Genomic DNA, 14,832 nt, shown 5'->3' on the forward strand with positions numbered 1-14,832 from the left:
CCCGCAAATCCAGCGGCTCGCAAGAACAAGGAACGGGTTTGTTTTGGTTTTTGCTCGAAAACTAAAATACAAGGGGGGCCTATTTCAGTTTTTAGCGCGAAGCAGTGGCTCAAGTGCTTCCCGGTCGGGGTGAGCGAGACCGCCCGCGGCGGCGTGACCACCTTCGACGCGATCCTCAGGCCCCAGCGGGAGACGGACACCTGGCCTCCCGCTGCAAATTCTGTTATCAAACACCCGCGACTCCACTACGGGTGTTTGCGATGGACTTCGACGCCTTTCTCTCTGACCACAGCGCCGACAAGCCACTGATCCGGGAACTGCGCCGCCGACTTCAGGCGCAGGACCTGCGCGTCTGGCTCGACGAGGAGGACCTGCGCCCCGGGCAGCCCTGGCAGAAGGAACTGGAGGCCGGCATCCGCGCCTCGGGCGCGGTCCTGGTCTGTATCGGCGGCTCAGGCATCGGCCCCTGGGAGGACGAGGAGATGCAGGCCGCCCTGGACCTGGCCGCCCATGAGAAAAGGCCCGTCATCCCGGTCCTGCTCCCCGGCGCACCCGCGAAGCCCGCGATTTCACTCTTCCTCAAGAACCGCACCTGGGTGGATCTCCGCGCCGGGATCGACTCGGAGGGCATCAGCCGCCTGGTCTGGGGCATCACCGGCGACCGCCCGGACGCGGACGCCCGAGCCGCCCCCAACCCCCGCTGCCAACTCCCCGCGGACCTGCCCGACTTCACCGGCCGCACCGCCGACCGCGACTGGCTGGAGGCGCACCTCACCGCTGGCCGCACCGTCGCCATCTGCGCCCTGGCCGGTCAGGGCGGGCTCGGCAAGACCGCGCTCGCGGTGCATGTGGCGCACCGCATCGAGGACCGCTTCCCCGATGGTCAGATTCTGATCCCGCTTGGCGGGGCCGGCGAGCAACCCATGTCCGCCCTAGACGCCATGGCCTGGGTCATCCGCGCCTTCGAGCCCGAATGGCGCCTCCCGGACGACGAGGCCCAGGTCCAGGCGCTCTACCGCGGGGTCCTGAACGGCCGACGCGTACTGATCCTGGCCGACGACGCGGCCGGAACCGCCCAGGTCGCACCGCTCGTGCCCAGTCCGCCAGCCGCCCTGATCCTCACCTCCCGGCGGCGCATTGCGCTCGGTGAGCGGCGCGACCTGGACCTTTTGGAACCCGCAGCGGCGCGGGCGCTCCTGGCGGGCATCCTGGGCGAGGGCCGCGCCCTGGCCGACGCCGACCTGGACCGCCTCGCCGCCGCCTGCGACCGGCTGCCGCTGGCGCTCCGGGTCGCCGGTGCGCACCTGGCCCTGCACCCCGAGGTCCCGCTGGCCGAATATCTCGCTGAGATCGAGGACGAGGCGACCCGGCACCAGGCACTCGATAGCGACGCAATCGAAGGCGGTCATGTCGGTGCCGTCCTCGCCCTTTCGGCCGACCGGCTGCTCGTCGAGGACTTGGGCCTCGCCGCCCGCTGGCAGGCGCTTGCCTGCTTCCCGGCCCCCTTCGACCGGGCGGCCGCCGCTGCCGTCTGGGGGCTCGCCGTGGAGCGGGAGGCGCAGCCGACGCTCTCCGACCTGATCGACCGCAGCCTGCTGCGCTGGGACGCCGGCAGCGGGCGCTACCGGCTGCATGAACTGCTCCGGCCGATCGCCGCGGAGCCCTGGCGCTGGTGCCGGACCCAGGTTCCGGACGGGGGCCCGGACCCAGCCCGGAGAACCTCGGGCTGGCGCGGGGGCGGCACAGTGCCCATTTCCTCGTGGTCTTGCGGGCGGCCAATGAGCGCTATAAGGAGGGTCACGAGGGGGTCACCGCCGGCCTCGCCGCCTATGACGCAGATGCCACCCAGATCGCCGCCGGACAGGGCTGGGCGGCGGCCGGCACGGACGAGGACGCAGCCCGTCTGGCGATGGACTACCCGGGCGCCGGTGCCTATGTGCTCGGTCTGCACCTGCACCCGCGCGAACGGGTCCGCTGGCTCGATGCCGGGCTCGCCGCCGCCCGCCGGCTCGGCGAGCGGGGGAAGGAGGGCAACCACCTCGGCAACCTCGGCATCGCCTGGAGGAACCTCGGGAAGCCACACAAGGCCATCGGCTTTTATCAACAGTCTCTCGCCATCGCTCGTGAAATCGGAGACCGCTGGAGCGAAGGTTGCGGCAACCTGGGCCTCGCCTGGTCCGACCTCGGCGAGCCGCGCAAGGCCATCGAGTTTTACGAAAAGTCTCTCAGCATCGCCCGAGAAATCGGCGACCGACGCGGCGAGGCCAATGTGCTCGGCAACCTCGGCAGTGCCTGGGCTCTCCTTGGCGATCCGCGCGAGGCCATGGGCTTCTTCGAGATGTCCCTTATCATTTCCCGCGAGGTCGGTGACCGCCGCGGCGAGGGCAACGCTATCGGCAGCCTCGGTATTGCCTGGCAAGACCTCGACGAGCCCGGCAAGGCCATCGGCTTTTACGAACAGTACCTGGCTACAGTCCACGAAACCGGCGACCAGTTCGGCGAGGCCGCCGTGTCATTCAACCTGGGTCTGGCCTTAGAGACGCTGGGCGACCCCGAGACCGCCCGCGGCCATATGCAACACGCCCTGGCACTCTACGAGTTGATGGAGAGCCCTCACGCCGAGACCGCCCGCGCCTGGCTGGCCCGGCACCCCTAGAGCACCCGGCGCCGGCCGCGCTCATCACCCGGGCGGGCGGGCGCGGGATCGCTGGTCCGCACAGCGGACCCTACCCACCTGTAGCGTCCGCTGTGCGGACCAACGGCCTCGCGGTCGGCGCAGCCCGCGTAGCCCGCGCGGAACACCGCAGGCGGTTCCGCCTCTTTAGGTACCCACGCAATGGCGGATCGCCCTGCGGGCATCCGACCTACAGCCCTTGAATCCCATGCCGCATCGCGCTGCGGCAGGTCGATGACCTGTTCGCGAGCCAACTCCGCCGCATACCGGATCGCGGCCTGGACGTCGTCCGTGGTCAGGGGTGGATAGCTGTCGATGATCTGCTGTTCGGCGAGACCGGCGGCGAGGTTGTCGAGCACGACGGACACCGGCACGCGCGTGCCGTCGATGCAGGCTTGCCCGTGGCAGATCAGCGGGTCGACGCGGATTCTCTGTTGCCAAGTCATGTATCCGCCTCCGGTGGGCCTGAGGACACTCTCGCCTGGTGGCGATTATGGAGCCGGTCGCCGGTGGGAGCAAACCCGTGCTGCAATCGCCGTCAAACTGGTCGATACTGTATATAACAACAGTTTTCCACCAGGCGACCCCGATCGTGACCCCGGCCTACGCCGAACTCCTCTGCCGCTCCAATTTCTCCTTCCTGCGCGGCGCCTCGCACCCGGAGGAACTGGTCCGGCGCGCCCATGAACTGGGCTACAGCGCGCTGGCCCTGACCGACCTGTGCTCGCTCGCGGGGGTGGTGCGCGCCCACGCCGAGGCGCGCACCCTGGGGCTGCACCTGATCATCGGGGCCGAGTTGCGGGTGGAGTCAGGCCCGCGCCTGGCGGCACTGGCGATGGACCGGGACGGCTATGGGAACCTCGCGCACCTGATCACGGCGGCGCGGCGGCGCTCGCCCAAGGGGACGGACCGGCTGCTGGCGGCGGACCTGGCCGACGGGCTGCCGGGCTGTCTACTGGTCTGGCTGCCGGAGGCGGCGGACGGTGACACAGAGCAGCGGGCGCAGGGTGAGTGGCTGAAGGGCCTGTGCGCCGGGCGGCTCTGGATCGGCGTGATCCAGCAACGCCGCGGCGCCGATCTGGCCTGGCTCGCGCGGCTGCGCCGCCTGGGCGTGGACCTGGGGCTGAAACTCACCGCCTGCGGGGAGGCGGCGATGCACACCGCGAATCGGCGACCGCTCCTGGATGTACTGACCGCCATCCGGCTCGGGGTGCGGGTGGACCAGGCGGGCGAGGCCCTGGCCCAGAACCGGGAGCATCACCTGCGCACCCGCGCGGACCTCGCGCGCTTCTACCCGCCCGACCTGTTGGCGCAGACCCTGGAGCTGGCCGCCGCCTGCCGCTTCTCACTGGACGAGTTGCGCTACGAGTACCCGGACGAACTGGTCCCGGCGGGCGTCACCCCCGCGGCCTACCTGCGGCGCCTGACCGAGGAAGGTGTGACCACCCGCTGGCCGGACGGCTGCCCGCCCCGGGTGCGCGACCAGATCGAGCACGAACTGGCCCTGATCGCGGAGCTGGCCTACGAGCCCTATTTCCTCACCGTCCACGACATCGTGCGCTTCGCCCGCGCCCGCGGCATCCTCTGCCAGGGCCGGGGCTCGGCCGCCAACTCGGCGGTCTGCTATTGCCTCGGGATCACGGAGGTGGACCCGGCGCGCATGGAGATGCTGTTCGAGCGCTTCATCTCCCGGGAGCGGGGCGAGCCGCCGGACATCGACGTGGACTTCGAGCACCAGCGCCGCGAGGAGGTCATCCAGTATCTCTATACCAAATACGGCCGCGACCGGGCGGCACTGGCCGCCGCGGTGGTCACCTACAGGCCCAAGGGCGCGGTGCGCGATGTCGGCAAGGCCCTGGGGATGGACTTGGACCAGGTCGACCGGCTGGCGCGCAATCTCAACTGGTGGGACGGGCAGGCGGTGGCCCCGGAGCGGCTGCGCGAGGTCGGGCTCGACCCCTATAACCCGCTGGTGCTCAAGACCATGCGGCTGGTCCATGAGGTCCTGGGCTTCCCGCGCCACCTGTCCCAGCATGTGGGCGGTTTCGTGATCGCCCGCGGGGAACTGTCGCGCCTGGTGCCGGTGGAGAACGCGGCCATGCCCGGGCGCACCGTGATCCAGTGGGACAAGGACGACCTGGATACTCTGGGGCTGCTCAAGGTGGACTGCCTGGCGCTCGGGATGCTCTCCGCCATCCACCGCGCCCTGGACCTGATCAATGGGTTCCGCGGCAGCCGGCTGACGCTCGCCGACATCCCGGCCGAGGACCCGCGGGTCTACGCCATGATCCAGCGCGGCGAGACCACCGGGGTCTTCCAGATTGAGTCCCGCGCCCAGATGTCGATGCTGCCGCGCCTGAAGCCCGCCTGTTTCTATGATCTCGTGATCGAGGTCGCGATCGTGCGCCCCGGCCCGATCCAGGGGGACATGGTCCACCCCTATCTGCGCCGTCGCCAGGGGTTGGAGCCGGTGAGCTATCCGTCCGAGGCGGTCAAGGAGGTCCTGGGGCGGACGCTCGGGGTGCCGATCTTCCAGGAGCAGGTCATCAAAGTCGCCACGGTGGCGGCGGGCTTCTCACCGGGCGAGGCGGACCAGGTGCGCCGCTCCATGGCCGCCTGGCGGCGCCGCAGCGGGCTCGAGGCGCTCCGCGGGCGGCTCGTCGGCGGGATGCTGGAGCGGGGCTATACGCGTGAGTTCGCCGAACAGATCTATCACCAGATCCTGGGCTTCGGTGAGTACGGCTTTCCGGAGTCACATGCCGCGAGCTTCGCGCTCCTGGTTTATGTCTCTGCCTGGCTCAAGCACCACGAGCCGGCCGCCTTCTTCGCGGCGCTCATCAACAGCCAGCCGATGGGGTTCTATGCCCCGGCGCAGTTGCTTCGGGAGGCCCGGCGCGTCGGGGTGGAGGTGCGGCCGGTCGCGGTGAACGCGAGTGACTGGGATTGCACCTTGGAGGAGCCCGAGCCTCCTGACGCCACGCGGGCGGGACGCCCGCGCCCCCAAACCCTGCGCCTGGGCCTGCGCCTGATCAAGGGCCTGTCGCGGGCCGGTGCCAGGCGCCTGGTGGCGGAGCGACAGCAGGCCCCCTGGTCAAGCCTCGCCGACCTGATCGCCCGCACGGGCCTGGACCGGGGCGATCTGAAGGCCCTGGCCCGCGCCGACGCATTGGCCCCCCTGGCGGGCGATCGGCACCGGGCGGCCTGGTCGGTCTCCGGGCTCATCGGCCTGGGTCCACCCCGGCGGCCGGTCCAGGACGAACTGGCGCTCCCGCCCCCGCGGGCCGCCGTCGGCCTGCCGCCGCTCCCCGCGCCTACCGAGGGGGCGCAGATCGTCGCCGACTACGCAAGCCTGGGGCTCAGTCTGGGTCGCCACCCCCTGGCCCTGCTGCGCCCGCACCTCAGCGCCCGGCACCTGCTGACCGCCCTTGAGGTCGGGGCGGCGGCGCCGGGGGCGCGGATCAGTACCGCGGGGCTGGTGATCAACCGCCAGCGCCCGGGCACCGCCCACGACGTCACCTTCGTCACGCTGGAGGACGAGACTGGCCAGGTCAACCTGGTGGTGTGGAAGCAACTCGCCGAGCAGCAGCGGGCGGTGCTCCTGGGGGCGCGGTTACTGGGGGTCGATGGGGAGGTGCAGCGGGAGGCGGGGGTGACGCACCTGATCGCCCGGCGCCTGACGGACTATTCGGCCCTGCTCGGCGGGCTCGTCACCCGCTCGCGGGACTTCTGCTGAACCGCGGGCGATGTCACCAGGCACCGGACCCGCGAAGCCCCGCCGGACGGCCGGGGCTCCCGGGTCACTGCCATCAAGTCGAGGCGCACTCGCCGACCGCGTCGCCTCTGCCTGGAGTCCAAGGCTTCAGCCTTGGCCCGCTCCAAGGCTGAAGCCTTGGACTCCAGGCGCTTGGGCTGCGGCGCTTAACTCAACGGCAGTGGGCTCCCGGGTCCGAACACGGACTAGGGCGCCTTCTGCATCGGCATCTGCCCGGCCCCGGTACCCATACCGACCGGCGCTTTCCCGGTCGCGGTGCCGGCGGGCGCCATGCCCGTGCCCATGTCGGCGGGCGGCGTGGAACCCTTGTCCTTGGTGGTCGCCTTGGCACCCGGCACACTGGCCTTCTTGCAATGGCCGGCGACGGTCTTGCCATCCTTGCGGGTGTATTCCTTGGTCCAGGCGCAGCCGTCCATGGCGGCACATTTGGCTTCCTCCAGACCCTTACAGGCCGAGTCGGCGGCACCGGCCGGGACGCTGACCAGGACGCCGCAGAGGGCCGCGGAGGCGAGCGCAATCACGACGAAACGGGGGCTATACAATTTCATCTGTGGTCTCCTTCCAAAGTGGGTGGTGACGCGGCGCCAGGGTGTACCCGCCGCGCCCCTTGAGCGTAGAGGCCATTTTCAAGCGGCGCAACCCCCAAGGACTCGCGATGACACAAAAAAGGCCCTTCCTTGCGGGTGCCGCGCGGACTCATCGAGGACTCTGAGCCAGGCGCCCGGCCCAGGCCGCCAGGCGCCCCGCCAGGGCCCCCTGCAGGCTCGCCAGCAGCCGCTCGATGGGCTTCTTTTTGGCGGTGTACTTGAGCTGCAAGAGGTCGCGGTGCTCGCTTTCGGTCAGCAGCAGGTCGTCGCTGGTCTGGATGGCGTCCACCAGGCCCAGTTCCACCGCCCGGTTGCCGTGCCAATACTCACCGGTGGCGACCAGTTCCAGGTCTAAGGCGGGGCGGTACTCGTGCACGAAGCCCTTGAACAGGTTATGGGTCTCCTCCAACTGTTCCTGGAGCTTTTGCCGCGCGGCGTCGGTGTTCTCGCCGAAGAGGGTCAGGGTGCGCTTGTACTGCCCGGCGGTCTGCAACTCGAAGTCCACCCCGTGGCGCTCCAGGAGGCGGTGGAAGTTGGGCAGCTCGGCCAGCACACCGATGGAGCCCAGCACGGCGAAGGGGGCGGCCACGATCCGGTCCGCCACACAGGCCATCAGATAGCCCCCGCTGGCGGCGATCTTGTCCACCGCAACCGTCAGATGCACCCCGCGCGCCCGCAGGCGGGCCAGTTGGGAGGCGGCCAGGCCGTGCTCGTGGACGGTGCCGCCGGCGTTCTCGACCCGCACCAGGACTGCGTCGCCCGCCTTCGCATCAAGCAGGATGGTGGTGACCAGGACGCGCAGCGCGGCCACCTCGGTGGCCCGGATGTCACCGCTGAAGTCGATGACGAACAGCCGCTTGCGCTCCTCCGTCTGGGCCTTCGCGCGCGCCTTCTCGCGTTTGTGCTCGGCCTTGACATAGGCCCGGAAGTCCTTTTTGGTCAGGCAGGTCTCCTTGAGCGCCCGCGCGAGGCTGCGGTAGCGCTCATTGAGATCCAGGATCTCCAGACGCTCGCCGTCGTCAGACCCGCCCCCCGCGTGGCGGGCGCGCATGGCGAAGACCACCGCCAGCACCGTGGCCACCAGCACCGTGAGGGTCTTGGCCAGGAACAGGGCATAGTCGAGCAGCAGGTCCATCATGGGGTCGCCTCCGGGGCAGCCCGGCCATCACACCGCGATGGGGGCACGGATGACCGGGTGGGGCTCGTAGCCCAGAACCGTGAGGTCCTCGAAGCGGTAGTCGAACAGGCTGGGCGGGCGCCGGGCGAGTGCGAGCCGGGGGAGCGGCCGGGGGTTGCGGGCCAGTTGGGCAAAGACGATGTCATCGGTTAAGTGGTTCCGGTAGAGGTGGAGATCGCCGAAGCTGTGCACGAACTCGCCCACCCCCAGGTCACACTGCTGCGCGACCAGGTGGGTGAGGAGCGCATAGCTCGCAATGTTGAAGGGGACGCCGAGAAAGAGGTCGGCGCTGCGTTGATAGAGTTGGCAGGACAGGCACCCATCCGCTACATAGAACTGGAAGAGACAATGGCAGGGGGCGAGCGCCATGCGCCCGGCCGCCGCGTTGACCTGGGGACTGCGGGTCTCGTCCGGCAGGTCCGCCGGGTTCCAGGCGGACACCACCAGGCGGCGGGAGTCCGGGCGGGCGCGGATGGTCGCGATCAACTCCGCAAGCTGATCGATGGTACGCCCGTCCGGGCAGCGCCAACTGCGCCACTGGGCACCGTAGATCGGCCCCAGGTCGCCGGACGGCGCCGCCCACTCGTCCCAGATGCCGACCCCGCGGGCCTTCAGTTCGTTGTTATCGGTGGAACCGGACAGAAACCACAGCAACTCCTCGACCACACTCTTGAAGTGTACGCGCTTGGTGGTCAGCAGCGGAAACCCCGCGCGCAGGTCGAAGCGCACCTGGCGCCCGAACACCGAGCGGGTGCCCACGCCGGTGCGGTCCGGCTTGTCGCTGCCGTGGTCGACCACGTCTTGCAGCAGATCCAGGTATTGGCGCATCGGGGCTCCGGCGGGGGTTCAGGCAGCGGTCATCCGCGTTATCCTGCAAGCTGAGGATCAAGGAGGCAAGATTTGATCGGCCGCAGGTCGGCCTTCCGGCCAACCCGCGGAGAACGGGCTTAGACCGTCGCCGGCCCCAGCAGCAGCGAGTGCCCCTGCATCTGCTTGGGGATCGGCAGTCCCATGAGCTGCAGCACCGTCGGCGCTATGGCGTCCAGGCCGCCGCCGGTGGACAGACGCCACTGGGTCTCGTCGGCGACCAGGCAGGGGACCGGGTAGACGGTGTGCTGGGTATGCGGCTCACCGCTCGCCGGATCGATCATCTCGTCGCAGTTGCCGTGGTCGGCGGTGAGGATGATGGAATAGCCCGCCGCCCGCGCCGCGTCCATGACCCGCCCGGCCTCACGGTCGAGCACCCGCACCGCCTCGATCACCGCCTCGCGTACCGCGGTGTGACCCACCATGTCGCCGTTGGCGAAGTTGACCACGATGAAGGGGAAGTTCCCGCTCGCCAGTGCGGCGATGGTCGTATCGGCCACCGCGGGGGCGCTCATCTCCGGCTGCAGGTCATAGGTGGCGACCTTGGGCGAGGGGATCAGACCGCGCTCCTCACCGGGGAAGGGGTCGCCCCGCCCGCCGTTGAAGAAGAAGGTGACGTGGGCGTATTTCTCAGTCTCGGCGCAGTGGAACTGGGGGATGCCGGCGTCGCTCAAGACCTGGCCCAGGGTGATGCGGGGGATGTCGTGGTCGAAGGCGAAGGGCAGGCCGTAGGTGTCGTCGTATTCCATGATGCAGGTGACCTTCACCCCGGTGACGCCGTTGCGGTGGAAGGGCTTGAAGTCGGGCTGGAAGAAGGCCTCCACCATCTGGCGCGGGCGGTCCTTGCGGAAGTTGAAATGGATGACCTGATCGCCGTCGCGGATCAGCTCGCCGCCGGCGATGATGGTGGGGCGGATGAACTCGTCATCCTCACCCGCCGCGTAGGCCTCATCGATCCCGGCGCGGGCGTCGGCGGCGTGGCGCCCCGCCCCCTCCACCAGACCGCGCCAGGCGATCTCGGTGCGCTCCCAACGCTGGTCGCGGTCCATGGCGTAATAGCGCCCGGTGACGGTGGCGATGGCCCCGTCGGCCGCCGCCAGGGCCTCCTCGACCGGGGCGAGGAAGGCCTTGGCGGAGCGCGGCGGGGTGTCGCGCCCGTCGGTAAAGACGTGGACCATGGGCCGCGCGCCCTCACGTCGGCACAGATCGATCAGGGCCACGAGTTGGTTCACATGGCTGTGCACGCCCCCATCCGAGACCAGTCCCATCAGGTGGACCGGCCGGCCCGCGGCGGCGGCGGCGCGGGCGGCGGCGGTCAGGACCGGGTTCTCGAAGAAGCTGCCGTCGGCGATGGCCGCGTCGATCAGGACGAGATCCTGCTTGACCACACAGCCGGAGCCCAGGCTCATGTGTCCGACCTCCGAGTTGCCCATCTGCCCGTCCGGCAGGCCCACGGCGAGCCCCGAGGCCTGCAGGGCGCAGTGGGGGAAGTGCGAAAAATAGTCATCGAGCTTGGGCGTCTGCGCGATGGCGATGGCGTTGTTGGCCTTGCTCGGGTTGAGGCCGAAGCCGTCGAGGATGATCAGGATCACCGGTCGGCGCGGGGCTTGGGTCATGGGGATGCTCATGGTGTCGCTCGTAGAATGGTTGATCCATCGGTCAGGGTGACCGCCGGTGCGCGGAATTCTCGGCGGCGCGGCCCGCGGGCCGGGCGGGCAGGCGCCGGGGCTTCCAGTTTAGTGGGTTGGGATGGTGCGGTGGCGCAAAGTTTCGCCCCTGCCTTGGGCGACGATATGGGACTGTCGACGGCCGCCTTCCAGCCGTGCCCGGCACCCGCACCTGGGCGGGCGCGCCCGGCGCCGCTCGGCGGCCGGTCGGGACCGCGGGAAACTTGGCCGGTTCTGCCGTAACATGCAGGCCTGATCACGGCGGGGGCGCGGCGGCGGCACGGTCGCGGCCCCGGGCAGGTCCGGTCCGCGGACGACGGCGGCCGGGCAGTGGGCGGCATCACCAAACGAGCCCGGAGCACGGGCATCTGGAGGAGCTATGAAGACTGTTCGCAGCAACACCGATCGTATCATTGCCTTTGTCATGGCCGGCGGCCAGGGGGCGCGACTGCAACCCCTGACGGCGGCGCGCTCCAAGCCCTCGGTGCCCTTCGGCTCGCGCTACCGCATCGTCGACTTCGTCCTCAGCAATCTGGTCAACTCCCAAATCCAGACCATCTATCTGCTGGTCCAGTACAAGTCCCAATCCTTGATCGAGCATGTGCGCAAGGCCTGGACCATCTCACCCCTGCTGCAGAACCAGTACGTGACCGTGGTGCCGCCCCAACAGCGCCACGGCGAGCATTGGTTTCAGGGGACCGCCGATGCCATCCACCAGAACATCAACCTGATCGAGGAGCATCGCCCGGACCTGGTGGTGATCTTCGGCGCCGATCACATCTACCGCATGGACATCCGCCAGATGGTCGACTTCCACCGGGAGAGCGAGGCGGACGTGACCATCGCCGCCCTGCCGGTGCCGCTGAAGGACGCCCAGGACTTCGGGGTCATCGTCGCCGAGGCGAACGGACGCATCCAGGCCTTCGAGGAAAAGTCGCCCAACCCGACCCCCATGGCCGCGGACCCGACCAAGGCCTTTGCCTCCATGGGCAACTATGTTTTCAACACCGAGGTCTTGCTCAAGGCCCTGCGCGATACCAAAGACGCCGGAGAGACCGATTTCGGCCACCATGTGCTGCCGCGCCTGCTGCACACCCACCGGCTGTTCGCCTACGATTTCGCCACCAATGCGATCCCGCGTATCCAGCCCTATGAGGACCCGGTCTATTGGCGCGACCTGGGGACCATCGATGCCTATTTCGAGGCCCATCAGGACGTGCTCGGTCTGGAACCGGTCTTCGATATGTTCAACCCCGAGTGGCCCATCTACTCCAGCAATTACCAGGGCCCGGTCGCGCGCATCCAGGGCGGTGAGATCAGCAACAGCCTGCTCGGGGCGGCCTCGGTAGTCTATGACGGGGCGCGCATCAGCAACTCCATCATCCGGCGCGAGACGGTGATCGAGCAGGACGTGGTGTTGGAGAATTGCGTGGTCATGGATTATTGCCGGGTTTCGCGCGGGACCCGCCTGCGCAACGTCATCGTGGATCGTCACAATCTCATCGCGGCCGGGGAGGCGATCGGCTTCGATCCGGAGAAGGACCGCCTGCGCTTCACCGTCACCCCCGGCGGCGTCACCGTCATCCCGGCCGGGCGCGTGAGCTACTTTGCCCGGGATGTGCACGGCTCCCGCCGTGGGGGGTATGGGGAGTAGGAACAGCGCTCAGCATCGCGCGTTGCCGAGCGCCGTGACTGGGCGTCGGCATGGTAGGTTGGGCTGAGGAACGAAGCCCAACGCGCAGCCTGAGGTTAAGACGCACACGTGTTGGGGTTCGTTTCTGACCCCAACCGACCCTAGGGCTCCCGTAGGGTCCGCTGTGCGGACCACAGACCCCGCCGCTGGCGGCTGGGCCGGGACTATATGAACAAGGTCTGCGCCCCCCTTCGATCCGGCGCGCCTAGCCCCTCCCCCGGGGTGCGATCAGAACCGATGCGGTGACCGAGATCCCGGGTACGTTGTCGTTGTCGTTGTCGTAATCGAATAATCCGACCACGATTACGACAACGACAACGACAACGACCCCCGGTCCGTGAGAACGTCGGGTAGCTGTAGGGTACGCATCGCGTACACAGCTCAGGCGGTCTTGGCAGCTTGGCGGGCACACGATGCGTACCCTACGGCATGTGCGTACACATCAGTTCTGATCGCACCCCCTCCCCCGCTCCGAGTTGACAAATGACCCGCAGTCATTTATATTTCGCATCAAATGACCCTGAGTCAGTTATAGCGCGAGCCACGGGAGTGAGTCGACATGGCCATACGCCAGCGTGCCATCCAGGCCGAAGACAAGCAGGAGCGCCGCGACGCCATCCTTGACGCGGCCGAACAGGTGCTCGCGGATGCGCCCGAGCGCGTCGCGAGCGTCGCCGAGGTCGCCAGCCGCGCGGGGCTGGCGAAGGGGACCGTGTACCTGTATTTCCCGGGCAAGGAGGAACTCCTGCTCGCCGTACACGAGCGCTGGGTCGATGGCTTTTTTCACGACCTGATCGCGCTGGTGGAGTCGGAACCGGGCGTCGATTTCGACGCGGTATTCGCCCTCGCGCGCACCCATCTGATCGATCCGCCGCTGTTCATGCCGCTCGCCGCGCGCTGTTTCGGGCTGATGGCACATAGCCTTGCACCCGCGTCCGTGCTGGCCTTCAAGCAGCGGATGGCAGCGCGCATGGAGCGCGCCGGCACCGGCGTGGAGCGTCATTTTCCCGCGCCGGGCGAGGCACCGGGGCTGGAGCCCGGCCGCGGGGTGGCCATGTTGCGGCGCAGCTACGCGCTGACCCTCGGGCTGTGGCAGATGTCGGCCGCGGTCGGCGGCGGGGCCTGGTGCACCATGGCCGGGCCCCAGTTGCCAGCCGCGTTCGCCTGGCACTACCCCACCGAGTTGGAAGCTGCGCTGCGGGCACTGTGGCGCGGCATGATCGGCAGCGCGGCAAGCGAGGTCACCCCCACATGAACAGTCCACGAGCGAGCCTGCTGAGCGCGCTGATCCTGACGGCCGTGGTCCTTGGCACCAACGGCTGCACCAAACCGGCGCCGGTCGCCGAGGCGGTCCACCCCGTGCTGCTCAGCCAGGTGGTGCCGGGGAGCGGCACCGAGACCGCCGTGTTCGCCGGCGAGGTGAAGCCCCGCTACGAGTCCGATCTCGCCTTTCGCATCGGCGGCAAGATCGTCGCCCGGGCGGTCGATGCCGGGGCACGGGTGCACAAGGGCGCCTTGCTGGCGCGGCTCGATCCCGCGGATGTCGCCCTGCAGGCCGAGTCCGCGCAGGCCCAGGTCGCGGCGGCGCAGGTCGATGCCGAGTTCGCCCGGGCCGAGTTCGACCGCTACGAGAACCTCTTGAAGCAGAACTTCATCAGCGCCTCGGCGCTGGACGCCAAGCGCAATGCTATGAAGGCGAGTCAGGCCAAGCTCGAGCAGGCCCAGGCGAATCTGGCCGTGACCCGGAACCAGGCGACCTATGCCAGGCTGGTCGCGCCACAGGACGGCGTGATCACGGCCGTGAGTGCGGAGGCCGGCCAGGTGGTCGCGGCCGGACAGGTGGTGATGCGCTATGCCCGCGAGGACGAGCGCGAGGTCGAGATCGCGGTCCCGGAGGCGCGGATCGATGAACTCAAGCACGCCGAGCAAATCCGGGTGGTCCTGGTGGCCGACCCCGGGACCGGCTACCGCGGGCAGGTCCGCGAGGTCTCGCCGGCGCTCGATCCGGTCACCCGGACCTTCACCGTGCGCGTCTCCGTCATCGACCCGGCGCCGGCCATGCAATGGGGGATGACCGCGAACGTCCTCCTCACCGGGCCCGCGACCGGCACGGCCAGCCTGCTGCCCGCGACCTCGCTCTACCAGACCAGCGAGGGGCGGCCGGCGATCTGGGTCTACGACCCCACCATCGGCCGGGTCTCGCTGCGTACGGTCGTCATCGCGCAATACCGGGAAGACGGCGTGGTGGTCGCCGCCGGGCTCGCGGCCGGCGAGTGGATCGTCGCCACCGGCGCCAACAAACTCCACGAGGGCCAGCAGGTCCGGCCCTACGAGGAGGCGGGGCGTCCCGCCCCGCCGCCCCGCCCGGTGGCGGCGACGGCGCGCGCGGACTGAC

Annotated in this window: 12 protein-coding genes and 1 pseudogene; 6 read left to right on the plus strand and 7 right to left on the minus strand. The window is 69.2% G+C overall.

Going from position 1 to position 14,832, the window contains the following annotated elements; translation table 11 throughout:
* Positions 1-260 precede the first annotated feature (260 nt).
* Positions 261-584 (plus strand): annotated as a pseudogene (locus tag THSYN_RS37520) (toll/interleukin-1 receptor domain-containing protein); the annotation flags it as partial.
* Here THSYN_RS37520 and THSYN_RS28170 read toward each other — a convergent pair.
* Both THSYN_RS28170 and THSYN_RS28175 read right to left on the minus strand, forming a co-directional pair.
* Complete coding sequence (locus tag THSYN_RS28170) at positions 570-920, minus strand: hypothetical protein (RefSeq protein ID WP_100922049.1); 351 nt, start codon at positions 918-920, stop codon at positions 570-572. The pseudogene THSYN_RS37520 and the gene THSYN_RS28170 sit on opposite strands and share 15 nt — an antisense overlap.
* A gap of 12 nt (positions 921-932) precedes the next feature.
* Positions 933-1,634, minus strand: coding sequence for a hypothetical protein (locus tag THSYN_RS28175; RefSeq protein WP_100922050.1), 702 nt, complete (start codon positions 1,632-1,634; stop codon positions 933-935).
* A gap of 38 nt (positions 1,635-1,672) precedes the next feature.
* Here THSYN_RS28175 and THSYN_RS28180 point away from each other — a divergent pair, with 38 nt between their 5' ends.
* Positions 1,673-2,656, plus strand: a complete 984-nt coding sequence (locus tag THSYN_RS28180) for a tetratricopeptide repeat protein (RefSeq protein WP_100922051.1) — start codon at positions 1,673-1,675, stop codon at positions 2,654-2,656.
* On the opposite strand, the gene THSYN_RS28185 is transcribed toward THSYN_RS28180, so the two are convergent.
* Positions 2,653-3,120, minus strand: a complete 468-nt coding sequence (locus THSYN_RS28185) for a DUF433 domain-containing protein (RefSeq protein ID WP_100922052.1) — start codon at positions 3,118-3,120, stop codon at positions 2,653-2,655. The two genes, THSYN_RS28180 and THSYN_RS28185, sit on opposite strands and share 4 nt — an antisense overlap.
* Positions 3,121-3,266: 146 nt before the next feature.
* On the opposite strand from THSYN_RS28185, the gene THSYN_RS28190 reads away from it, so the two are divergent.
* Positions 3,267-6,407 (plus strand): error-prone DNA polymerase, encoded by a 3,141-nt coding sequence (locus THSYN_RS28190; RefSeq protein WP_236848731.1) that lies wholly within the window; start codon positions 3,267-3,269, stop codon positions 6,405-6,407.
* A 224-nt stretch (positions 6,408-6,631) separates the two neighbouring features.
* Here the strand turns inward: THSYN_RS28190 and THSYN_RS28195 are convergent, their stop codons facing one another.
* From THSYN_RS28195 to gpmI, 4 genes are all read right to left on the minus strand, one after another.
* Entirely contained in the window at positions 6,632-6,994 is a 363-nt protein-coding gene (locus THSYN_RS28195; protein WP_100922054.1) for a hypothetical protein, read from the minus strand.
* Between the two features lie 148 nt (positions 6,995-7,142).
* The gene (gene sohB / locus THSYN_RS28200; RefSeq protein ID WP_100922055.1) at positions 7,143-8,171 is read right to left on the minus strand and encodes a protease SohB; all 1,029 of its coding nucleotides are present in this window, start codon (positions 8,169-8,171) and stop codon (positions 7,143-7,145) included.
* Between the two features lie 27 nt (positions 8,172-8,198).
* A complete protein-coding gene (locus THSYN_RS28205; protein ID WP_100922056.1) occupies positions 8,199-9,038 on the minus strand; it encodes a thymidylate synthase in 840 nt (279 codons plus the stop codon).
* Positions 9,039-9,157: 119 nt separating this feature from the next.
* The gene (gpmI, locus tag THSYN_RS28210) at positions 9,158-10,705 is read right to left on the minus strand and encodes a 2,3-bisphosphoglycerate-independent phosphoglycerate mutase (protein ID WP_172965351.1); all 1,548 of its coding nucleotides are present in this window, start codon (positions 10,703-10,705) and stop codon (positions 9,158-9,160) included.
* A gap of 418 nt (positions 10,706-11,123) precedes the next feature.
* On the opposite strand from gpmI, the gene THSYN_RS28215 reads away from it, so the two are divergent.
* The 3 genes from THSYN_RS28215 to THSYN_RS28225 all read left to right on the plus strand — a co-directional run bounded on the left by THSYN_RS28215 (position 11,124) and on the right by THSYN_RS28225 (position 14,831).
* Positions 11,124-12,398 (plus strand): glucose-1-phosphate adenylyltransferase, encoded by a 1,275-nt coding sequence (locus tag THSYN_RS28215; protein WP_100922058.1) that lies wholly within the window; start codon positions 11,124-11,126, stop codon positions 12,396-12,398.
* A 598-nt stretch (positions 12,399-12,996) separates the two neighbouring features.
* Positions 12,997-13,692, plus strand: a complete 696-nt coding sequence (locus THSYN_RS28220; RefSeq protein ID WP_100922059.1) for a TetR/AcrR family transcriptional regulator — start codon at positions 12,997-12,999, stop codon at positions 13,690-13,692.
* On the plus strand, positions 13,689-14,831 hold the full coding sequence (locus THSYN_RS28225; RefSeq protein WP_100922060.1) for an efflux RND transporter periplasmic adaptor subunit: 1,143 nt from the start codon (positions 13,689-13,691) through the stop codon (positions 14,829-14,831). The genes THSYN_RS28220 and THSYN_RS28225 overlap by 4 nt, the downstream gene beginning before the upstream one ends.
* The last annotated feature ends 1 nt before the right edge of the window (position 14,832 follow it).

It is taken from the genome of Candidatus Thiodictyon syntrophicum, from assembly GCF_002813775.1.
In the GTDB taxonomy this organism is placed as follows: Bacteria; Pseudomonadota; Gammaproteobacteria; order Chromatiales; family Chromatiaceae; genus Thiodictyon; species Thiodictyon syntrophicum.